The organism is Xanthobacter nonsaccharivorans, from assembly GCF_043194755.2.
GTDB classification, from domain to species: domain Bacteria; phylum Pseudomonadota; class Alphaproteobacteria; order Rhizobiales; family Xanthobacteraceae; genus Xanthobacter; species Xanthobacter autotrophicus_G.
The window spans coordinates 780,159-800,393 of the sequence record NZ_CM195526.1; the positions used below are offsets into that span (position 1 = coordinate 780,159).

General features: G+C 70.8%; 17 protein-coding genes. 1 reads left to right on the top strand and 16 read right to left on the bottom strand.

Going from position 1 to position 20,235, the window contains the following annotated elements; genetic code table 11:
• Positions 1 to 11 precede the first annotated feature (11 nt).
• The 8 genes from V5F59_RS03525 to V5F59_RS03560 all read right to left on the bottom strand — a co-directional run bounded on the left by V5F59_RS03525 (position 12) and on the right by V5F59_RS03560 (position 9,548).
• Positions 12 to 1,175, bottom strand: coding sequence for an acyl-CoA dehydrogenase family protein (locus V5F59_RS03525; protein ID WP_393983055.1), 1,164 nt, complete (start codon positions 1,173 to 1,175; stop codon positions 12 to 14).
• Between the two features lie 14 nt (positions 1,176 to 1,189).
• Positions 1,190 to 2,206, bottom strand: a complete 1,017-nt coding sequence (locus V5F59_RS03530) for an ABC transporter ATP-binding protein (protein WP_393983054.1) — start codon at positions 2,204 to 2,206, stop codon at positions 1,190 to 1,192.
• Positions 2,203 to 3,192, bottom strand: a complete 990-nt coding sequence (locus V5F59_RS03535; RefSeq protein WP_393983053.1) for an ABC transporter ATP-binding protein — start codon at positions 3,190 to 3,192, stop codon at positions 2,203 to 2,205. The genes V5F59_RS03530 and V5F59_RS03535 overlap by 4 nt, the downstream gene beginning before the upstream one ends.
• On the bottom strand, positions 3,192 to 3,980 hold the full coding sequence (locus tag V5F59_RS03540; protein WP_509211185.1) for an ABC transporter permease subunit: 789 nt from the start codon (positions 3,978 to 3,980) through the stop codon (positions 3,192 to 3,194). Before V5F59_RS03540 ends, V5F59_RS03535 begins: the two co-directional genes overlap by 1 nt.
• Before the next feature lie 82 nt (positions 3,981 to 4,062).
• Positions 4,063 to 4,983: an ABC transporter permease gene (locus tag V5F59_RS03545; protein WP_393983051.1), complete on the bottom strand. Its 921-nt coding sequence runs from the start codon at positions 4,981 to 4,983 to the stop codon at positions 4,063 to 4,065.
• 45 nt (positions 4,984 to 5,028) lie between these two features.
• Positions 5,029 to 6,552 carry an ABC transporter substrate-binding protein gene (locus V5F59_RS03550; RefSeq protein WP_393983050.1) on the bottom strand — a complete coding sequence of 508 codons (1,524 nt, stop codon included), beginning with the start codon at positions 6,550 to 6,552 and terminating at the stop codon, positions 5,029 to 5,031.
• Between the two features lie 49 nt (positions 6,553 to 6,601).
• Positions 6,602 to 8,032 (bottom strand): LLM class flavin-dependent oxidoreductase, encoded by a 1,431-nt coding sequence (locus V5F59_RS03555; protein WP_393983049.1) that lies wholly within the window; start codon positions 8,030 to 8,032, stop codon positions 6,602 to 6,604.
• A 16-nt stretch (positions 8,033 to 8,048) separates the two neighbouring features.
• Entirely contained in the window at positions 8,049 to 9,548 is a 1,500-nt protein-coding gene (locus V5F59_RS03560; protein WP_393983048.1) for an FAD/NAD(P)-binding protein, read from the bottom strand.
• A gap of 127 nt (positions 9,549 to 9,675) precedes the next feature.
• Between V5F59_RS03560 and V5F59_RS03565 the strand changes: the two genes are divergently transcribed.
• Positions 9,676 to 11,316: a rhodanese-like domain-containing protein gene (locus tag V5F59_RS03565; protein ID WP_393983047.1), complete on the top strand. Its 1,641-nt coding sequence runs from the start codon at positions 9,676 to 9,678 to the stop codon at positions 11,314 to 11,316.
• Between the two features lie 50 nt (positions 11,317 to 11,366).
• Here V5F59_RS03565 and V5F59_RS03570 read toward each other — a convergent pair whose 3' ends face one another.
• From V5F59_RS03570 to V5F59_RS03605, 8 genes are all read right to left on the bottom strand, one after another.
• Positions 11,367 to 12,092 carry an SDR family NAD(P)-dependent oxidoreductase gene (locus V5F59_RS03570; RefSeq protein ID WP_393983046.1) on the bottom strand — a complete coding sequence of 242 codons (726 nt, stop codon included), beginning with the start codon at positions 12,090 to 12,092 and terminating at the stop codon, positions 11,367 to 11,369.
• A 39-nt stretch (positions 12,093 to 12,131) separates the two neighbouring features.
• A complete protein-coding gene (locus tag V5F59_RS03575; RefSeq protein ID WP_393983045.1) occupies positions 12,132 to 13,517 on the bottom strand; it encodes an MmgE/PrpD family protein in 1,386 nt (461 codons plus the stop codon).
• Between the two features lie 26 nt (positions 13,518 to 13,543).
• Positions 13,544 to 14,563: a type 2 periplasmic-binding domain-containing protein gene (locus V5F59_RS03580; RefSeq protein ID WP_393983044.1), complete on the bottom strand. Its 1,020-nt coding sequence runs from the start codon at positions 14,561 to 14,563 to the stop codon at positions 13,544 to 13,546.
• A gap of 128 nt (positions 14,564 to 14,691) precedes the next feature.
• Positions 14,692 to 15,711: a PhnD/SsuA/transferrin family substrate-binding protein gene (locus V5F59_RS03585; protein WP_393983043.1), complete on the bottom strand. Its 1,020-nt coding sequence runs from the start codon at positions 15,709 to 15,711 to the stop codon at positions 14,692 to 14,694.
• 30 nt (positions 15,712 to 15,741) lie between these two features.
• On the bottom strand, positions 15,742 to 16,500 hold the full coding sequence (locus V5F59_RS03590) for an ABC transporter ATP-binding protein (RefSeq protein WP_393983111.1): 759 nt from the start codon (positions 16,498 to 16,500) through the stop codon (positions 15,742 to 15,744).
• A gap of 43 nt (positions 16,501 to 16,543) precedes the next feature.
• Positions 16,544 to 17,449, bottom strand: a complete 906-nt coding sequence (locus tag V5F59_RS03595) for an ABC transporter permease (protein WP_393983042.1) — start codon at positions 17,447 to 17,449, stop codon at positions 16,544 to 16,546.
• 38 nt (positions 17,450 to 17,487) lie between these two features.
• Positions 17,488 to 18,957, bottom strand: a complete 1,470-nt coding sequence (locus V5F59_RS03600) for an FAD-dependent oxidoreductase (protein WP_393983041.1) — start codon at positions 18,955 to 18,957, stop codon at positions 17,488 to 17,490.
• A 33-nt stretch (positions 18,958 to 18,990) separates the two neighbouring features.
• The gene (locus tag V5F59_RS03605; RefSeq protein WP_393983040.1) at positions 18,991 to 20,229 is read right to left on the bottom strand and encodes an acyl-CoA dehydrogenase family protein; all 1,239 of its coding nucleotides are present in this window, start codon (positions 20,227 to 20,229) and stop codon (positions 18,991 to 18,993) included.
• Positions 20,230 to 20,235: the final 6 nt, after the last annotated feature.

Genomic DNA, 20,235 nt, shown 5'->3' on the forward strand with positions numbered 1-20,235 from the left:
GGCGGGCGCGCTCAGCGCTGGAGGGTGGAATCGAAGGTTTCGCCGAGGCTCGCCTGTCCCAGGATCTGGGCGGTGCGGTCGTGGCCGGCATGGATGACGTGGGTCTGGAGGTCGCGCACGAAGCGGCCCAGCGGGTGCTCGTCGAACTGGGCAGTCGCGCCGGCCCCGTGGACCGTCTTCTGGATGACCTCGAAGGCGGCGTGGGCGGCGGCCGACTTGGCGCTCATGGAGGCGAGCTCCGCCGCCACCACGTCGCCCGCGCCCCAGGTGGAGATGGCGTGGGCGAATAGCGCGCGGGCGGCATCCAGCGCGATGCGCATCTCGCCCACGCGCAGCTGGGTGAGGGGGTTCGCGCCCTTTTTGCGGTCGCGCGCGTAGGCGACATACCAGTCGAACAGCCCCTCGCTGGTGCCGAGATAATTGGCGGCAAAGCCAAGATGCATCCGTCCCTGCCAGCGCCCGCGCGGATAATCGCCGGGCTTTCCCAGGATGTTGAGGTCCGGCACGAACACGTCGTCGAAGCGGAGGACGGAGGAGCGCGCCGCGCGCATGCCGCTCGGCCGGTACCAATCGTCCTCGATGGCGACGCCCGCCATGCCCGGCTCGATGAGCAGCATCAGGTGGTTCTGGAAATAGTCGTCGATGCCCTCGATGGCTGCGAAGGCGATGATGAGGTCCGCCGCGGGCGCGTTGGTGGCGAAATTCTTGACGCCGGTGACGCGCCAGCCGCCCTCCACCCGCCGAGCCTTGGTGGAGAACTTGTACATGTCCACCCGGCCGGGCTCGCTGCCCACGGTGGCAAGGAGGCTGAAGCGGGATGCGAGCGGCCGCACGAAGCGCTCCACCTGCTGCGGCGTGGCGAGGCTCTCCAGCAGCCAGAAGGCGTGATTGTGCACCTGGAAGCAGTGGCCGGTGGACGAATCGCCATGACAGATGGTGCGCAGCAACTGCAGGAACAAAGCCGGGTCCGTGCCCAGGAGACTGCCATCGAGCCCGCCATTCTTGCGCGAGACCGTGGCATGCAGCAGGCCGCGGGCGAAGATCTCCTTCAGGTTCTCCAGCGGCAGCGCCTCCGCCGCCTCGTTCACGGCGGCGCGGGCGCGGAAGACGTCGACAGCGTGGCGGTCGAGATCTCTCAGGGTGTCGGCGGCGAGCACCACCTCGGGGTCCAGCATGTCAGGCTCCGCACTCAGGTTTCGGCGAAATGGCAGGCAGCCCAGTGGTCCGGGCCGACTGGGCGCAGCAGGGGCTTCTCGACGCGGCAGCGCGCCTGCGCCTTGTGGCACCGGGGGTGGAAGGAACAGCCCAGCGGCGGGTCGAGGGGCGAGGGGATCTCGCCGCTCACCGGTACCGCTTGGTCCAGGGCCGGCTCGGCCGCGGCGATGAGCGCCTGCGTATAGGGATGGGCGGGACGCTCCAGCACGGACCGTCTGCCGCCCAGTTCCATGAACTGGCCGAGATAGAGCACGCCGATGCGGGTCGCCATGAAGGCCACCACCGCAAGGTCGTGGGAAATGAGCAGATAGGTGAGGCCGTGGCGGTCCTGGAGGTCCTTCAGGAGGTTCAGCACCTGGGCCTGGATCGAAACGTCGAGGGCCGAGACCGGCTCGTCCAGCACCAGCAGCTTCGGATCAAGCGCCAGCGCACGGGCGATGGCGACCCGCTGGCGCTGGCCGCCGGAAAGCGCGCCCGGCAGACGGTCGGCGAATGCGGGGGGAAGCCCCACCTGCCCCAGCAGGTCGGCGACGCGGGCGCGATAGGCCTTCTCGTCCGGCAGCGGACGCTGGACGCGCAGGGGCTCGTCGATGATACGGCCGATGCGCATGGCCGGATCCAGCGCCCCGTGGGGGTCCTGCAGCACCGGCTGAAGGAAGCGGTGGCGCCAGGCATCGCCGGCGTCGTCGTGCCGCGCGCCGAAATGGTGGTCGGCGATGCGCAGGCTGCCGGTGGTCGCGGTCTCCGCGCCCATGATGATGCGGGCGATGGTGGTCTTGCCGGAGCCGGATTCCCCCACGAGACCAAAGGTGCCGCCTGGCTCGATGGCGAAGGAGACGTCATTCACCGCGGTCAGCGGCCGCGGCTTCGACAGAAGGCGCGGGCGGACCTTGTAGATCTTGGTGAGCCGAGACACTTCCACCAGCGTGCCGCCCGGCGCGGAACCACCTGCAGCTTCGGGCGGATGGGCGGGAGCAAGCCGGGTGCTCATTCGGCCGCCTCCGCCAGAAGGTGGGGGGCGATGCAGGCGACGGAGCGCCCCGGCGCGATGGAGCGGGGCGCCGGCGAGGCCGGGAGGCAACCCGCCGACGCGCGCGCGCAGCGCGGGGCGAAGGCGCAGCCTTGCACGCTCTCTCCGGGACGCGGCGGCTGGCCGGGAATGGTCGCGAGGCGCTCCGGAATGACGGCGATGCGCGGCACCGCGGCCACGAGGCCAACCGTGTAGGGATGGGCCGGCCGGGCGAACACCTCGGCCACCGGCCCCTGCTCGACGATGCGGCCGGCATACATCACCGCCACGTCGTCACAGAAGCGGGCGACCGCATGGAGGTCGTGGGTGACGAGCAGGATGGCGGTGCCCCGCTCCCGCTGGATGTCGCGCAGGAGCTGGAGGATCTGCAGGCGGATGGTCACGTCGAGAGCCGTGGTTGGCTCGTCGGCGATGATGAGGCCGGGATCGGCGGCGATGCTCATGGCGATGGCGATGCGCTGGCGCATGCCGCCGGAGAACTGGTGCGGATAGGCGTTGAGGCGTTCGGCCGCCGCCGGTATCCGCACCTGCTCCATCACTGCCACCGCGCGCCGCCGGCGCTCGGCGGCGGAACTGATGCCGTGGTGATACCGGAACACCTCGCCGATCTGGTCGCCGATGGTGAGCAGCGGGTTCAGCGAGGTCATGGGGTCCTGCAGGATGGTGCCGATGCCCGTGCCGCGATAGCGCGACAAGTTCCGCTGCGACATGCCTGCAAGGTCCTCCCCGCGGAACAGGATGCGGCCTGACGCGACGCGCCCGCCGGCCGGCAGCAGCCCGAGGATCGAGAGGCAGGTGAGGCTCTTGCCGGAGCCGGATTCGCCCACGAGGCCCAGCGTGCGTCCGCGTCGGACCGAGACGCTGACGCCGTCGACGACGCGGACTGTCGCTTGGTCCGAGGCGATCTCCGTGACGAGGTTCTCGAGGCGCAGGACGTCGTCCGCCATCACCTGCCCCCCGCCCCGGCACCGCGCCTGCCGAGGCTGTCGCCGATGACGTTGGCCGCGAGCACGGTGAGGAGGAGTGCTGCGCCGGGCAGGAGTGATGTCCACCACGCGCGCTCCAGATAGGCGCGACCTTCCGCGATCATCGTGCCCCAGGAGGGGTCGGGAGGCTGGATGCCGAGGCCGAGGAAGGAAAGGGTCGCTTCCAGGATGATGATGAGGCCGATGTCGAGCGTCAGCAGCACCAGCAGCGTCGCCTGCACGTTGGGCAGGATGTGGGTGAGCACGATCCGCCAGGACGAGGCGCCGGAGAGCCGTGCGAGGAGCACGAAGTCGCGGTGCCTGAGGCTGATGGCCTCCGCCCGGATCACGCGGGCGAAGCGCGCCCAGTTGGCGAGGGTGATGACGATGATGATGTTGGTGGTGCTTGGCCCCAGCGCGCCCACCAGCACCAGCGCGAGGATGACCGGCGGCAGGGCATACTGGATCTCCGCGAACCGCATGACCACGTCGTCCACGAGGCCGCCGCGATAGCCGGCCAGGATGCCCGCGAGCGTTCCGCCGATGCCGGCCAGGATCACCACGCACAGGGCGATGAAGAGCGACATGCGCCCGCCGAAGATCACCCGGCTCAGCACGTCGCGGCCGAGCTGGTCGGTGCCGAACCAGTGGGCGGGCGAGGGCGCCTTGAGCGCCTGCCCAAGGTCGATGGCATTGGGGTCGAAGGGGGCGATCAGGGGTGCAAGCAGCGCCGCGCCGATGATGGCCGCCAGCGTCAGGGCTGAGGCCACGGTGGCCGCGTTGCGCACGCGGCGCCGGAGGTTCCGGCGCGGGCGTATGCCTGCCGCGGGGATGGCTGCGGGGAGGAGGGCATCAGTGGCCATAGCGGATCCGCGGATCGAGCACGGCGTAGAGGAGGTCCACCGCGAGGTTGATGGCCATGAAGAGGGCGACGGACACCACCACCGCCGCCTGCACCACCGGATAGTCCAGCTGGGAGATGGCCTCCACGATGAGGCTGCCGAAGCCCGGCCAGGCGAACACCGCCTCCACCGACACCGCGCCGCCCAGCAAGATGCCGAACTGCGAGGCGGCGAAGGTGACGAGCGGCAGGGCCACGTTGCGCAGGGCGTGCTTCACCAGCACCACGCGCTCGGGAAGGCCCTTCGCCCGCGCCATCTTCACGTATTCCGACGACAGCACCTCGGTGAGGTTGGCGCGGGTGAGGCGCAGGAGGCCGGCGGCGGAATACCAGCCGAGCGCCAGCGTCGGCAGGATGAGGTGTGGGAGCGTGCCGTAGCCGGACGTGGGCACGAGCCGCCATTCCACCGCGAACAGGCGGATGAACAGCAGCGAGAAGAAGAAAGGCGGGGCGGCCTGCCCGATGGCGGAGAACAGCCGGGCCAGGCTATCGGCGAGGCCCCCCGGCTGCACCGCGCCGAGGATGCCGAGGGACACGCCGGTGACAACCGCGAAGGCCATGGCGGCGCCGGTGAGGAGGAGGCTGGGCCCGAGGCGGTGGACCACCACCTCGAGCGCCGGAGCGGAGAAGCGGAACGACTGGCCGAGGTCGCCGCGAGCAAGGGCGACGAGATAGTCGAGATACTGGAGCGGCAGCGGACCGGAAAGACCCAGCTGCTGCCGGAACAGCTCGCGATCCGCATCCGTGGCCTCGGGCGGGAGCATGAGGTGGGCTGGATCGCCCACGAGGCGGACCAGGGTGAAGATGAGGAGCGTCATCAGGAGGAGGGTGACGAGCCCCGCGCCGAGGCGCCGCAGCACGTAGCTAACCACGGGAACGCCCCCGGCGCGGGCGGGCGGGGGCGCGCGGAGATTCCGTCATTTCCACCCCACCTGCCGGAAGTTGAGGAAGCCGGAGCCGGTCTGCACGTCCCAGGCGAGGCTCTTCTTCTTGGCAAAGACGTAGTAGAGCTCGGAGATGAAGATGCCGGCCGCGTCGTCGTGCAGGATCTGGCCCACCTGCTTGAAGATGGCGTCGCGCTCGGCCCGGTCCGGCGTGTGGTTCACCTTTTCGATGAGCGCCTCGATCTCGGGATTGTAATAGTCCGACCAGGTGCCGGCCTTGGTGAAGGATCCGCCCACCGGATGGATGGGGTCGTAGATGGCATTGGTGAACTGGGTGATGGAGAGCGGCCCGGAGGTGTGGGTGTTGTTCAGCCGTGTCCAGGCGGCGTAGGCGATGCGGTCCACGTCCGTCTTCACGCCGATCTGCGACCAGTAGGCGGCGATGGCCTCGGCGATTTCCTTGGGCTGGTCGGTGGCGCTGTAGAGCTTGATGGAAAAGCCGTTCGGGTAGCCGGCCTTGGCGAGCAGCTCCTTGGCCTTCTTCGGGTCGTAGGCGTAGGGCTGGATGTCGGGGCTTGCCCCGTAGGGATAGTATTTGGAGATGAAGGCGGGGATGGGCTCGCCGATGCCGAAGAAGACGCCCTTGATGATGGCCTTCACGTCAAGCGCATGGCTCAGCGCCTGGCGCACCTCTCGCTTCGACACGGGGCTCTCCGGCACATTGGAATAGACGCGCACGAACAGCGGCGAGGCCACCGGGTTGGCGATCACGTCGAGGCCCGGTTCCTTCTTCAGCCGGTCGTGGTCGGACAGGGGCACGACCACCGCCAGGTCGACCTCGCCGGTGAGGATGGCGTTGACCCGGCTGGAGGGCTCGGGAATCACGCGGAAGACCAGGGCCTTGATCGCGGGCTTCTCGCCCCAATAGTCGTCGAAGCGCTCGAGCACGAGGTCGCCGCCTACGGTGTACTGCTTGATCCGGTAGGGGCCGGCCGAGACCGGGGCCTTGGCGAAGTCGTCGGGTGTGGCGAGCTTGGCGAGATAATCGGCGGGCACGATGTAGAGATAGCCGGCCACTTTGTTCGCGAAGGCGCCGTCCGGCTGCTTCAGGCGGAAGCGCACGGTGAGCGGGTCAGGGGTCTCCACCGTCTCCACCACCGGGGCGAAGAAGGGACGGCGGGTGCTCTTCGCCTCCGGCTTCAGGATGTGGTCGAGGGAGGCCTTGACGTCCCTTGAGGTCAGTTCCGTGCCGTCGTGGAATTTCACGCCGGGCCGCAGCTTGTAGGTGAAGGTCCGGGCATCCTCGGAGATCTGCACGTCCGTGGCGATGCGCGGCACGAGGTTGCCCTTGGTGTCGAAGCCATAGAGCGTGTCGTAGATCTGCCAGCCGTAGCGCAGGCTGTCGCCGCTCACCGCCACCAGGGCGTCGAGGTTGTTGAACTCCTTTTCGAGCGCGACCACCACCGTGTCGCGATCGACGGCAGGCTTGTCGGGGGCCGCCGCCGCGGGGCTGGCGAGAAAGGCCAGCGCGATGGCGGCGGACAACAGGCGACGCATGATGTTCTCCGAATGACGGGGGCAGGTGTGGAGTGGATTCTGGCCGGGATCAGACCGCTTCGCGCCGGGCGCCGGCGGGGCCGGCGCCCGGGCGGAAGCCGGCGGCGGGGTGGGAGGCAGGCAGGCGGGCGCGTCCCGCGCCATAGAGCTTCTCGCGCAGCGTTCCGGGCGCGTAGCCGGCCTTGAACCGGCCACGCCGCTGCAGCTCGGGCACCACGTGGGTGCCGAAATCCGCATAGCCGCCGGGAGTCACCGCATAGCTGAGGTTGAGGCCGTCCACATCGGTGGCGTCCACCCACGCCTCGATCTGGTCCGCGACCTGGGCCGCCGAGCCCACGAACACCGGGCCACGCCCGCCTATGGCGTTGTGCTCGGCCAGCTCGCGTACAGTCCACACCCGAGTGGGATCGGCGATGGAGAAGGCTTCGAGCGCCGAGACGAGCCCCTGCGAGCGCTCGTCGAAGCGGATGGGGGCATCGAGATCCCAGGAGGAGAAATCGATGCCGGTCCATCCGGAAAACAGGATGAGGGCCGCCTCCGGATTGATGTAGCGGCGATAGTCCGCGAGCTTCTCGCGGGCTTCCTCCTCGGTCGCTCCGACGATGGTGGTGGCCATGGAGAAGAACAGGATCTCCCTGGGGTCCCGGCCGAGCGCGGCGGCGCGCTGCCGCGTGTCGGACACCACGGGCGCGATCACGTTGGGCGTGGGGCCGCTGACGAAGATGCATTCGGCATGACGTGCGGCGAAGGCGCGGCCTCGCGTCGAGGCTCCCGCCTGGAACAGCACCGGCGTGCGCTGGGGAGAAGGCTCGGCGAGATGGATGGCATCCACCTGGAAGTGCTGCCCGCGATGGGTGACGCGGCGCACCTTCGCAGGGTCGGCGAAGACCCGCTTCTCCGTGTCCCGGACCGCCGCATCATCGTCCCAGCTGCCTTCCCAGAGGGCATAGACCGCGTCGAGATATTCGTCGGCGATGTCGTAGCGCGTGTCGTGGGGCGTGAGGGTCTTCTCGCCCACGGCGCGGGCGCCGGAGGTGGTGTGGCCGGTGACGATGTTCCAGCCGATGCGGCCCTTCGTCAGGTGGTCGAGGGTGCTCATCCGCCGGGCGAAGGGGTAGGGCGGCTCATAGAGGGCGTTGCTGGTGATGCCGAAGCCCAGATGCTCGGTCACCCGCGCCATGGCCGAGACGGCGACGATGGGATCGAGCTTGGGGATCTGCGCGCCCACCCTCAGCGCCGCATGGTAGGACCCGCCGTAAATGTCGTTGGAGGCCATGCTGTCGGCGATGAACAGCGCGTCGAAGCCGCCCTGCTCCAGGGTCCGGGCGAGGTCGGTCCAGTAGCCGAGCTTAGTGTAGTCGAGGGAGCGGTCCTCCGGGTGGCGCCACAGGCCGGGCGAGTGATGCACCGGCGAGGCCATGGCGAAGGCGTTGACGCGGATGTCCTTCTTCTGCGCCGGCGCGGGGGTGTGCTGTGTCATGGCTGGGCTCCGGGGATCAGGCGGCGCTGGCGCGCGACGAGGCGGCAGGCGGCACGGCGGGGGGCCTGCGGGAGAGGCGGGTGGTGGCCAGGTGCTCGGCAAAGGCCGTGGCATGGCCGACGATCTCGGCGATGGTGGTCGCCTCCCAGCGCGTGCCGCGCAGGATCGGGCCGATGCCGAAGATGGCATTCGACACGTGGCCGGACGCCGCGATGACAGCGGCAGCGGCGTCGATGTCGATGCCGTAGCCGAGGCCTCCGGGGCGGACGGTGCCGCGCGCCAGGAGGTTGGTGGCGAGGGGGCGCCCGGACTGGCGCGGCCATGCGTATTCGGCCCCGGTGCAGTTCACCACCAGGTCCGCGCGGATTTCCTCGTGCGCGGTCCCGCCACGCGGCTTGAGGCGCACGATGGCCCCCTGCGCGTCGGCGGTGATGTCCTCGATGCGCCCGGCACGGGTCGCGATGCGGCCGGCGGCCCTGACGCGGGCAAAGGTCTCGTGCGAGGGGCCCGGGGCGCGGTGGAGCGCGAGTTCCCAGTAGCGACGCAGGTGACGATTGAAGCGCGCCCGTTCCGCGGGGCTCGCGCCGTTCCAGAGACTGGCGAGCCGGGCGCGGATGACCGGCACGACGGACTGCCAGTCGCCGCCCGCGGCGGCGATGGCGCGCAGCTCCGCCCGCGCGAGGCGTAGCAGGGCACGGGCGGAGCCGGGATGCGTCTCGCCGAGGAAGTCGCGGGCAGGCGTCGGCTCGCGCCGCTCATGGACGAGGAGACCGTGGCGGGAAACACTCACGTAGCGGCCGGAGAAGCCCTTGCGCTCCAGCGTCACGAGGGCGTCAAGCATGGTGAGCCCGCCGCCCACGAATACCACGGTGCCATCACGGGGCAGGTCGGCGGCCACGCTGGCTGGGCCGGCTTCGGGGGGCGCGCCGGCCAGATCGCGTCCGGTGAGGCTCCAGGGGTCGGCGAGATAGCGGCTGCCCGGCGTCGCAGCGACTTCGAACGTAGGGCGGTTGCCGGCAAAGCCGGTGGCGAGGAGCGCCACGTCGCCGCCGATGATGCGCCCGTCCGACAGGGTGACGCGGACGCCCTGCTCCAGCTCCACGAGGTCGATCGCCTCGGCCCTCAGGTGCTCGACGGAGCCGTTGAGGCCGGCCTCGGCTTCGGCGCGGGCCAACTCCGCGCGTACATAGGCTCCGTAGAGCTGGCGCGGCACGAAGGCATCCGCGAGCTGGCCCGAGGCGGGCAGGGGGATGTCGGCCGCCTCTTCCTGCACCGACAGCCAGTGCGCGAGGTGGTCCGGCCGGTCGGCATGGATGCTGAAGAGGCGGGCGGGCGCGTTCAGGTAATGCGCCGGATCCGGTGTGGAGAAAGCAAGGCCCCGTCCCAGCTCGGGCCGGGGCTCCACGATGCGGATGCGCAACGGCCGGGCGGCGGCGATGTCGAGAAGCTTGATGGCGGCCACAGCACCGGAAAACCCGCCGCCGATGATCACGACCGTGAAGGGTCTTGCGCCCATGACCCGCTCTCCCGCTGTTGTTCCGCCAGCGAACAGAGCAGCGCTTTGCATTTTAGTCAATAAAATCTATTGAAATTATAAATAATGATGTTGAAGATGGCCGTCCCTGCATTCCGGGAGGTTTCCCATGTCCGCCAGCGCTGCCCTCCAAGCCGGACCCGCACCCGTGTCCGACAGCTACCGTCCTGTGTCTGTCAGCGAGCTGCGGCGGCGCCTCGCAGAAGGCGGTGAGCTCGCGCTGGTCGATGTGCGCGAGGAGGGAGAGCGCTCGCGCGATGGCCACATCCTCCAGTCCGTCCCGCTGCCGCTCAGCCAGATCGAGCTGCGCGCCGCTGCGCTTCTGCCGCGCTTCGGCGCGCCGGTCGTCGTGACCGACGAGGGCTCCGGCGAACGGGCGGTCCGGGCCGCGCGCCGCCTCGCCGCGCTCGGCTATGAAAACGTGGCGGTGCTGGAGGGGGGAGTTGCGGCCTGGGCGGCTGCCGGCGGCATCGTCTATACGGGCTCCAATGTGCTCTCGAAGGCATTTGGCGAGTTCGTCGAACACGCCTACGGCACGCCCCGGCTGCCGGCGCGCGAAATCAAGGCGCGGCTGGAGCGCGGCGAGGATCTGGTGATCCTCGACGGCCGAACCTTCCAGGAGTTCGAGACCTTCCACATCCCCGGCGCGCACGCGGTTCCGAACGCCGAGCTGCCCTACCGTGTCCACGACCTGGTGCGATCGGACGAGACGCTGGTGGTGGTGAACTGCGCCGGGCGCACGCGGTCCATCATCGGGGCGCAGGCGCTCATCAATGCGGGCATCCCCAATCCCGTGGTGGCGCTGGAGAACGGCACCATGGCCTGGCTGTTCGAGGGATATGACCTCGCCGAGGGCGACCGGCAGCCGGTTCCGGCGCCAGACGGAGAAGGGCTGGAGAAGGCGCGCGCCGCGGTGGCCCACCTTACCCGGCGCTTCGGCGTCCGCACCCTCGATGGCGAGGGCCTCGCCCGGTTCGAGACGGAGCGGGGCGAGCACACGCTCTATCTGCTGGATGTGCGCACCCGTGAGGAATATGAGGCGGGCCACCTGCCCGGCGCGCTCTGGGCGGAGGGCGGCCAGCTGGTGCAGGCCACCGATCGCTGGGTGGGCACCCGCAATGCCCGCGTCGTGCTGCTCGACGACGAGAACGCGGTGCGCGCCGCCATCACCGCCTCGTGGCTGATCCAGCTCGGCGTGGGCGATGTCTATGTGCACAGCATCGATCCGGCCTCCGACCGCCTGGAGCGGGGCGCCGAGCACCAGCGGGTGCTCGGGCCGGTGCCGACGGTGGCGGTCATCACCCCGGCGGGGCTGGAGCGCCTGATCGCCACTGACGCCGCGGTCGTCCTCGACCTCGACACCAGCCTTGCCTATGCGAAGGGCCATGTGCCGGGCGCCCGGTTCGCCGTGCGCGCGCGGCTCCCCGAGGGGCTCGACGTTCTGCCGCCGCGTCCCCTGGTGCTGACCTCCGCCGACGGGCGCCTGGCCGCCTTCGCGGCCGCCGAGCTCGGCGGGTCGGGCCGGCAGGTGTCGGTGCTGGAGGGCGGCACGGCCGCATGGCGCGCCGCCGGCCTGCCGCTGGAGACGGGGGAAACCGCCCTCCTGCACGCGGCCGACGATGTGTGGCGCTCGCCCTACCAGGAGGCCGGCGACCGCCATGCCGCGTTCCGTCGCTATCTCGACTGGGAGATCGATCTGATCCACCAGATCGAGCGCGACGACACGGTGTCGTTCAAGGTCTATCCCTGAAGCAGAAAGGCCGCCGGTCCCCCCGGCGGCCGTCATTCGGGGTGTCGCGATCAGCTGAGCACGCGGCCGCCGCCGTCCACCAGCAGATTGGTGCCGGTGATGAAGCGGGCCTCGTCCGAGAGCAGGAAGGCGACCGCGTCCGCGACGTCACCCGGAAGCCCCGGCCCTTCGAGGGGCGTCCGCGGCGGGGCGCCGGTGCCGGCAGCGTTGAGGGCATCGAGGCGCGGCGACTTGATGGGGCCGGGCGAGACCGCATTGATGCGGATGCCCTGCGGGCCGTGGATGGCGCCGAGGCCCCGCACCAGCAGGAGCAGCGCCGCGTTCACGCTGGAGCCGGGAAGATGCTGCGGCGAGGGCTCGATGCCGCCGCGCCCGCTCAGCACCACGATGGCGCCCCGCCCCGCGGCGACGAGGTGCGGCAGGACCGCCCGCGCGAGGCGCACGGTGCCCAGCAGCTTGGTGTCGATCACCTTCTGCCAGGCCTCGTCGTCGAGGCTGAGGAAGTCGCCGAAGATGGGCAAGGTGGTCGAGGTGACGAGCCCATCCAGCCGGCCGAACCGCGCCACGATGTCACCCGCCGCGGCCTCCACCGCCGGCGTGGAGGTCACGTCGAGGGGCAGGGGCACGATGCGCTCGCCGGCCGGCAGGGCCTCGAGGCGACGGCCGGAGGCGATCACGGTGGCGCCCTGCCCCGCCAGCAGCTCGGCGCTGGCGCGGCCGAGCGCCCCGCCCGCGCCGGTGATCCAGATGACGCGTCCGTGGAAATCATGGGGCATGGCTTGCCTTTCTCTCGGGACTTTCGCGGGGGAGGGGCTTCACCGCGCCTGGTCGAACAGGGTGGCGATGTCGTCCACGCCTTCCAGCCGCTCGATGCGCTGGATCAGCGCTTCGGCCCGTGCCTCGGTGAGGGCGCTCGGACCATGGGTGAAGCTGCCGACCAGCTTGGCGTAGATTTCCTCTTCGGGCAGCGGAGCCTGCGGACTTCCGGGCAGGTTCTCGACGCGGTGGTGCAGGCGCCGCCCGTCGCGGGTCTCGATGATGACGTCCGCCGGCGCGAAGGTGCCGGTGCGGGTCTCGTCCACGCGCACCGATAGACGGTTGACGATGGGCCGGATCGCCGGATCGAGCACCGCCTCGGGCGTGATGTCCGGCAGGCCGAACGACCCCCGCAGCAGGATCGCGGCCACCCCGTAGCGCACATTGAACTGCCCCGCGACCTGCGGGTTCGCTCCGGGAGCGAACGCGCCGCCGACGAGGCGGTCCATGTACGGGGTGATGACGATCTCGCCCCGCTCCAGATCGTCCGCGCCGATGCCGTGGCGCGCGACAAGCTCGCCGGCCGCCTGGAGCGCCGCATGGCTGCAGCCGCAGGCGGGGAAGCGCTTCAGCGTCGTGTCCTCCAGCAGGTAGCGTGTGCCGAAGCCTTCGAGCACCTGTTCGGGATCGCCGGTCTCGAACAGCGCGAACAGCCCGAAGGGCCCTTCCAGGGCGGCGCGCGGGCCGGTGATGCCGAGGGCCGCGAGGTCGGCGGCGATGACGCCGTCGCGGGCGGCGAAGGCCGATTGCAGGCGCTTGGTAAGCCGCTGCTCCACATGGCTCTGCTGGGTGCCGCCCGCCTGGCACAGGGCGATGCCGAGGGCGTCGTGGGTGCGGCTCGCATCAAGGCCGCGCAGGCGGGACGCGGCCAGCGTGGCGCCGAAGATGCCGGTGATGGAGGTGTGGAAGAAGCCCCTGTTGGTGCGCATGGCGGCGGCGAGCCGGATGGCGAGCTCATTGCCTGTCGCGAGGGCGGCGATCAGCTCGCGCCCGCTCCTGCGCTGCTGCTCTGCTACCGCCAGCGCCGCCGGCGCGACCACGATGTCGGCATGGACCTGCCCGGCCAGGCTGTCGAAATCGAGCGCGGCGGCGAGCGTGCCGTTGAAGAAGGCGGCGGCGGATGGCTCCCGCCGCGTGCCCGAATGGCCCCAGAGGCTCGCATGGCCCGCTGCGCCGCGCAGCGCCAGCGCCCGCGCCGCGTTGACCCCCGCCGCATCCCCGGCGGCCCAGGCCACGGCCAGGGTGTCGAGCAGGACGCGCTTGGTGGCGGCGACCACCGGCGCCGGGAGCTGGTCGTAGCCGATGCGGCCCGCCCCCTCCACCAAGGCCGCGGTGACATCCGTGCGCGGGGAGGCCGAGCGGATCGGCTTGACGGGGGCGTTCATGGCATGGCCTCGGTGAGGTGCGCCGCTCAGTCCGCGGGGGCGCTGAACGTGGTGTTGAACTCGGGGGTGACATCCACCTTGCGGGGGATGGCGCCGGCCTCCAGCAGGGCATCGGCGATCTTCTGCTCGCGGCGGATGAGGTCGGCGTCGATGGGGCGCAGGCGGCCCTTGCCGAACTCCACGTAATAGCGGGCACGGGCGGGGCTCTGCTTCACCTTGTCGACGTAGACGCGCTCCACCTGATCGAGATTGGCCGCGTACCAGGCGAAGTAGCGGTGGAGGCGGCCGACGAAGTCCTGCAGCACGGCGCGGCGGGCCGGATCGGCGATGGCCTCCCCGCGCGCGGCGAACACGCCGAGGCCGGGGATGTCGAGGTCGTCGCTGGTCAGGACGACGCGCGCCTGTCCCTTCTCCACCGCCTCGCCCACCAGCGCGCCAACGCCGGAATAGACGTCCACGTGATCGGCGTTGAAGGCGGCGGCCGCGGCATTGCCGTCGCCGAACTGCACCGGCTCGATGTCGGAGGTGGACAGGCCGGCGCTGCGGCGGGCCAGCAGGTACTGCACATAGTTGAGCCCGCCGAAGTTGAACCCCCACACGAGGCCTTTCAGGTCGGCGGGTGTCCGCGCGCCGGTGCGCGTGCGGGCGGCGGTGACGATGCGCGGATACCGGGCGTCGGTGTTGCGCCAGCCGGTGATGATCTGGAGCGGAGCGCCCTGCGCCCAGCCGTCGGGTGACTTCGCCTGCTCGATGATGAGCGAGGTATCGCCGAGGTGGGCGAGGTCGATGGCCCTGGAATAGGCGGCCGACAGCTGCGCCGCCGGGCCCGGCAGCACCACCCATTCGACCCCGTAGGGCGCGTCGTCGAACACGCCGGAGGCGCGGGCGAGCTCGGGCAGGGTTGAATCCTGGTAGCCCACCTTCAGCTTCCCGTCCGTCGCCTGCGCGGGCGCGCCCGCCAGGCAGGCCAGGGCGCCGGCGAGAAGGGCCGCCGGGCGCCCGAGGCGGGCGATGCAGGCCGCGAAGGCCGATCGAAGGTGTCTCATGGAATGTTTCCTGCCGGATCGGAGGCGCATGCCCAAGGCCGGCGAGCGTTCCTCACTGGCCTTGGCTCAAGTCTGCGCGGCGCTTGAGCGACCCCGCTCGGCGCCGGTCAAGGACCGGGCCGACGGTCTCAGTTGCCGCCCACGGTGGCCGCGTTGAAGCCGCGGAAGAACTCGACGTTCACGTCGATCTTCCGCTGGATCGCGCCGGCCTCCAGCAGCACGTCGGCAATGTGCTGCTCCCGCTTCACCAGCTGGTCGTCGAGGGGCTGGAAGGTGGCCTTCTGGTAGACGGTGGTGAGCTTCGCCCGTGCCGGCGTCTGCTTCACCTTCTCCTCGTAGAGCTTCTGCACTTCGTCGAGATTGTTGGCGTACCAGGTCCAATGGGCGCGGACGCGGGCGAGGAAGTCGGCCAGCGCCTCGCGCTTGGCGGGATCCTTCAGCACGTCGCCGCGCGCGGTGAAGACGTTGAGGGCCGGGATATCCAGCTGGTCGCTGTTGACGATGACCCTGGCGACGCCCTTCTCGATGCTCTCGCCCACGGGGGCGATGGAGCCCGAATAGGCATCGACGCGCCCGGAATTGAAGGCGGCGGCGGTGGCGTTCTGGTCGCCGAGCTGCACCGGCTCGTAGTCCTTCGGGGCGAGTCCCGCCTTGAGGCCGGTGAGCACGTATTGCAGGTAGTTGAAGCCGCCGAAATTATAGGCCCACTTCTTGCCGCGCAGGTCGGCGAGGCTGTCGATCTTCGCGTCGGTGCGCACCACGGTGACGATGGGGGGATATTTCGCGTCGCTGGCGCGCCAGCCGGCGATGATCTGCAGCGGAGGGGTCTGCGCGGACCATTCCTCCTTGGCCTTGCCCTGCTCGATGATGAGCGAGGTGTCGCCCATGTGGCCCACGTCGATGTTCTTGGAATAGAGGGCCGAGAGCTGGGCCGCGGGACCGGGCAGGATCACCCACTCCACGTCATAGGGCGCGCCCTCCAGCACCTTGGAGGCCGTCACCGTCGAGGGCACGGTGAGGTCCTGGTAGCCGATGAGCAGCTTGACGTGCTCCTGCGCGGCGGCGGGCAGGGCGGCCGCCAGCGTGCAGGCGAGCGCGGCGCCCGCGGCAAGGACGTGGCGGCGGGTGGGACGGCTGTGGGATGTCACTTCGGAACTCCAATCCGTAAAGCAGAAGGATCAGGCGTGGCCGCCGGCCTGGGGCGAGACCACGCCCAGCTCGGCGAGCAGGCGGGCCCTGAGCGCCGTGAAGCCGGCGTCGCCGCGCTGGCGGGGTCGATCGAGCCCGACCCGGGTGTCGAACCGGATGCCGCCCCCCGACAGGACGATGACGCGGTCCGACATGAGGATCGCCTCGTCCACGTCGTGGGTCACCAGCACGATGGCCGGCAGGTGGCGGCGCCAGAGCTGGGCGACGAGGTCGTGCATGCGGATGCGGGTGAGGGCGTCGAGGGCGGCGAAGGGTTCGTCCAGAAGCAGCAGGCGCGGCTCCTGGGCCAGCGCCCGCGCCAGGGCGACACGCTGCGCCTCGCCGCCCGAGAGGGTCTTCGGCCAGGCATCCGCATGGCGCCCGAGCCCGACTTCCTCCAGCGCGGCGGCCGCGATCCGCCGCGTCGTGCGGTTCTGGACGTGGCCGAGCACCACGTTCTGCCAGACGCGCCGCGACGGCACGAGGCGCGGCTCCTGGAACACCACGGAACGGGCGGAGGCGACCTCCACGCGACCGCCGTCGGCGGCGTCGAGGCCGGCGAGGATGCGCAGCAGCGTCGTCTTGCCCGTGCCGGAGGGGCCGAGCAGCGAAACGAACTCGCCGCGCCGCACCTCGAGGTCGATGCCGTCGAGGACCGGCCGCGACCCGAACGCCCGGCGCACGCCGGACAGGCGCACGGCGACCGGCTGGACGGCTCCGCGCGGCACGGGGAGATCCCGCGCCGGCAGATCCTGCCCGGGGACGACGGCCGCGGTGGCGACGGGGGAGGGGCTATGCAAGGACAAGGCTGGGCCTCCAGGGCAAGGCGAGGCGTTCCACCACGCGCATGACGAGGTCGATGACGATGCCGAGCAGCGCGTAGACGATGATGCCGGCGATGATGACGTCGGTGCGCTGGTTCTGGTTGGCATTGATGAGGATGAAGCCGATGCCCGAGCGCGCGTTGATCTGCTCCGCCGCCACCAGGGCCAGCAGCGACACGCCGGCGGCGTAGCGCAGGCCCACCAGGATCGAGGGCAGGGCGGTGGGAATGATGACCCGCGTCGCGATGAGCCGGTGCGACAGGCCGAACACGCGCGCCGCCTCGATGAGCTTCTGGTCGACGCCGCGCACGCCGGCATAGGTGTTGAGATAGACCGGGAAGATGGTCGCCCCGAAGATGAGGGCGATCTTGGCCTGCTCGCCGATGCCGAACCAGATGATGAACAGCGGGATCATGGCGATGAAGGGAATGGTCCGCAGCATCTGCAGCGGCGCGTCGAACAGCTCCTCGCCCACGCGCCACAGTCCGGCGAACAGGCCCAGCAGCAGCCCGGTGGCGGCGCCGAGCGCGAGGCCGGTCAGGGCCCGGGCGAGGGAGGTGGGGATGGCGCTCTGCAACTCGCCGGTACGGATCAGCTCCGCATAGGCGGAGATGATCTCGGTGGGGGACGGCAGGGTTTCCGGCGCGACGACGCCGAGGTCGGAGCTCGCCTGCCAGACGCCGAGGATGAGCGCGGGCACCAGCGCCCGCGACAGCAGGCGGAAGCTCGATGAGAAGCGCGAGCGCGCGGGGCTCGCGCCGGGCCTGCGGCTCAGGTCCACCAGCACGAGCGAGGGGCCGGCATCGGAGGGGCCGAGCGGGCGGCCGGCGGAGTCCGCGGTGTCGCCGTTTCGGGGCAGGGGCTGGCTGGCCACGGGGGCGGATCCTGGGTGCGGAAGGGAGGAGGCCGGGCTCATTCGGCGGCGGAGACGGCCGGGACCGGCGCGGACAGGGCTGCGGCATAGGCCTCGCGCGGCAGGTCCTCGGTGCCGACGGGGGCGAGGAAGCGGGCGAGGTGCTTCGCCCTGTCCGCGACGAACAGGCGGCGTCCGATGGCCGCCACGGCGCGCGGCACGTTGTGCCGGAGGCTCGCGATGTCGCCTACCGGGCGGCCGGTGCTGGTCATGGCCGAGAAGGCGAGGAAATGGATGTCGGCGAGGAAGGGCGCCTCCCCCGGCCGGGTCTCCACCAGCTCGAAGCCCGGGCCCAGGTAGGGCGCCGCGGCGAGGGCCTCGTCGGCTTCCTCCACCGCCACCCGGTTGGACCAGCGCGCGATGGCGGGCGCGAAATCCGCGAAGGGCGGGAACAGGCGGGCGTCGGCGAGATAGCCGGTGCCGAGCACGATGAAATCCGCATCGAACGGCGCGCCCGATTGCAGTGTCAGGCGCACTCCGGCGCCGTGGAGCGCAGCGTCGCGCCAGGCGGCATCGAGATGGATGTGGAAGTTGGCATGGGCCGTGGCGCGCTTCACCGCCGGCACCGGCGGGAAGGAGGCGCGCTGGCGGAAGTGGCGCATCACCGCCCAGCGGTCTTCGTCCGGCAAGGCATGGAAATGCTCCCAGGCGCCGAAGAAGCCGAAGGGCTTCATGGCCGAGCCGCGGGCGAGATCTTCGCCGCGGGCGAACAGGTGGACCTCCCGCGCCCCCGCCTCCAGCAGCGCCCCGGCGGCGTCGAAGGCGGATGCGGCCGCGCCGAGCACCGCCACCTTGCGGCCCTTCAGGGCGCCGGCATCGAACGCATGGGTATGGGCATAAAGATGCGCGGGCAGCTTTTCGCGCACCAGCGCGGGAATGAACGGGCCGCCTGAGCCGGCGATGCCGGTGGCCAGCACCAGCTTGCGCGTGGTTTCGGTGAAGCTGCGCCCGCCTGCCGCGAAGTGGAGCCGCAGGCGCCCCTCCTGCGGCTCCACCCGCTCGAGGGTGACGCCGTTGCGCACCTCGATGGCGGCGGCGGTGCGGAACCAGTCCACGTAGTCCGCCCAGATCTCGCGGGGCACGGCGGGGAGCGCCGCATAGGCCTCGACGCCGAACGCCGCCTCGTACCACGCCTGGAAGGACAGGCTGGGCAGGCCGAGCTCGGGGCCCGGGGGCACCTTGGGCGTGCGCAGCACGTTCATGCGCGCCGGCCCCCGCCAGATGCCCTCGCCCCCCGGCACGGCCGCGTCCACCACGCTCACCCGGCCGATGCCGGCGCGGCGCAGGCCGAAGGCGGCGGAAAGGCCGCTCTGGCCGGCGCCGACCACCACCACATTGTGGTCGATGCCCTCCGGCGGCGGAACCCAGTCCGCCCCGCCCTCGCCGATGCGGGCCAGGTCCCGCCGCGCCTCCGCGGCGAGGCGGGACAGGGCATCGGTGTCGGGCGTGGCGTTGGCGTGCGCGGTCATGGAGCGGGTCTCGGCAAAGTGGGGATCGATGGCTCAGCGGCCGTTGGCGACGGAATCGCCGACGCGGTAGGGACCGGGCGGCCAGGTGCCGTTGACGGCGAAGTCGCCGACGATGCGCTCGCGATAGATGCGCGGGTTGTGGGAGGAGAGGGTGCGGGCGTTGCGCCAGTGGCGATCGAGGCCGATGCCGCGCTTCGCCGCCGAGGCCCCGAGGGCGTCGAACAGAAGCGTCGTCGCGTCGAGGATGAGGGAGGTGACCACGGTGACGCCCTGGTTCACCTCCAGGTCTGCCACGGCGACGGTCAGGTCCTGGGTCTCGGCCACTTCGCCGGCGCGGGTCTCATAGGCCCGCTGGAGGGCTTCGGCAGCCTTCAGCACCGTGGCGCCGGCGCCATAGGCGTTTGCCCGCACCTTGCCCACCACCTGGAGGATCTGCGGGTCCGCGCCCGCGCGGTCCGCATTCCCGTGGCTGAAGACGCGCTTGCGCACGCTCACCAGCCGCGCAACGTCCGCCGCCGCCGCGCGGCCGATGCCGGCCAGCGTCGCCAGGTGGACCAGCTGGTAGAAGGCGACCGAGTAGCGGAAGCGCTTGCGCTGCGGGTTGATGAGGTCGTCGGAGAGGGTGACGTTCGAGAATTTCGCGGTGCCCGAGGCGGTGAGCTGCTGGCCGAAGCCGTCCCAGTCGTCGACGATGGTCACCCCCGGCGCATGGGTGGGCACCTGGGCGAGGATGAAGTTGCCGTCCGCGTCGTCCGCGCCGAGGTTGATCCAGTCGGCGAAGAGGGAGCCGGTCGTGTAGTATTTCTCGCCGTCGAGGCGCCACTTGTCGCCGTCGCGTACGAGGCGGGTGGAGAAGTGGCCCACCGCATTGCCTTCCGCCTCGGAGAAGCCGCTGCCGGACGTCTCCTTTGCGGCGATGCGCTTCACCCAAAGGTCGCGATAGTCCTTGAAGGGGGAGTTCAGCACCTCCTCGGTGAAGCCGAAGTGGGCGCGTAGGGCGTTGGTGACGTTCGGATCAGCCTCGGCGAGCTCGATCAGAAGGTTGAACAGCTCGGGCAGGGTGGCGCCGAAGCCGCCTTCGTCCTGGGGCAGGCGCAGGGTGGTGAAGCCGACCTCCTTCAGGCGCGCGATCTCCTCGCGCGGCAGGCGATGGGTCTGCTCGCGCTCCACGGCGCTCTCGCGGATGCTGCGGAAGATGGGACGGAACCGGCTCGCAAGCTCCTCGTAGCGGGCGGTCGGGCCCGCGCCCCATGCTTCGTCGATCTGGCTCATGTGGTC

Coding starts and splice junctions, on each gene's coding strand:
- V5F59_RS03525 (WP_393983055.1), bottom strand. CDS start 1,175: ATGCTGGACCCCGAGGTGGTGCTCGCCGCCGACACCCTGAGAGATCTC.
- V5F59_RS03530 (WP_393983054.1), bottom strand. CDS start 2,206: ATGAGCACCCGGCTTGCTCCCGCCCATCCGCCCGAAGCTGCAGGTGGT.
- V5F59_RS03535 (WP_393983053.1), bottom strand. CDS start 3,192: ATGGCGGACGACGTCCTGCGCCTCGAGAACCTCGTCACGGAGATCGCC.
- V5F59_RS03550 (WP_393983050.1), bottom strand. CDS start 6,552: ATGCGTCGCCTGTTGTCCGCCGCCATCGCGCTGGCCTTTCTCGCCAGC.
- V5F59_RS03555 (WP_393983049.1), bottom strand. CDS start 8,032: ATGACACAGCACACCCCCGCGCCGGCGCAGAAGAAGGACATCCGCGTC.
- V5F59_RS03560 (WP_393983048.1), bottom strand. CDS start 9,548: ATGGGCGCAAGACCCTTCACGGTCGTGATCATCGGCGGCGGGTTTTCC.
- V5F59_RS03565 (WP_393983047.1), top strand. CDS start 9,676: ATGTCCGCCAGCGCTGCCCTCCAAGCCGGACCCGCACCCGTGTCCGAC.
- V5F59_RS03570 (WP_393983046.1), bottom strand. CDS start 12,092: ATGCCCCATGATTTCCACGGACGCGTCATCTGGATCACCGGCGCGGGC.
- V5F59_RS03575 (WP_393983045.1), bottom strand. CDS start 13,517: ATGAACGCCCCCGTCAAGCCGATCCGCTCGGCCTCCCCGCGCACGGAT.
- V5F59_RS03580 (WP_393983044.1), bottom strand. CDS start 14,563: ATGAGACACCTTCGATCGGCCTTCGCGGCCTGCATCGCCCGCCTCGGG.
- V5F59_RS03600 (WP_393983041.1), bottom strand. CDS start 18,957: ATGACCGCGCACGCCAACGCCACGCCCGACACCGATGCCCTGTCCCGC.
- V5F59_RS03605 (WP_393983040.1), bottom strand. CDS start 20,229: ATGAGCCAGATCGACGAAGCATGGGGCGCGGGCCCGACCGCCCGCTAC.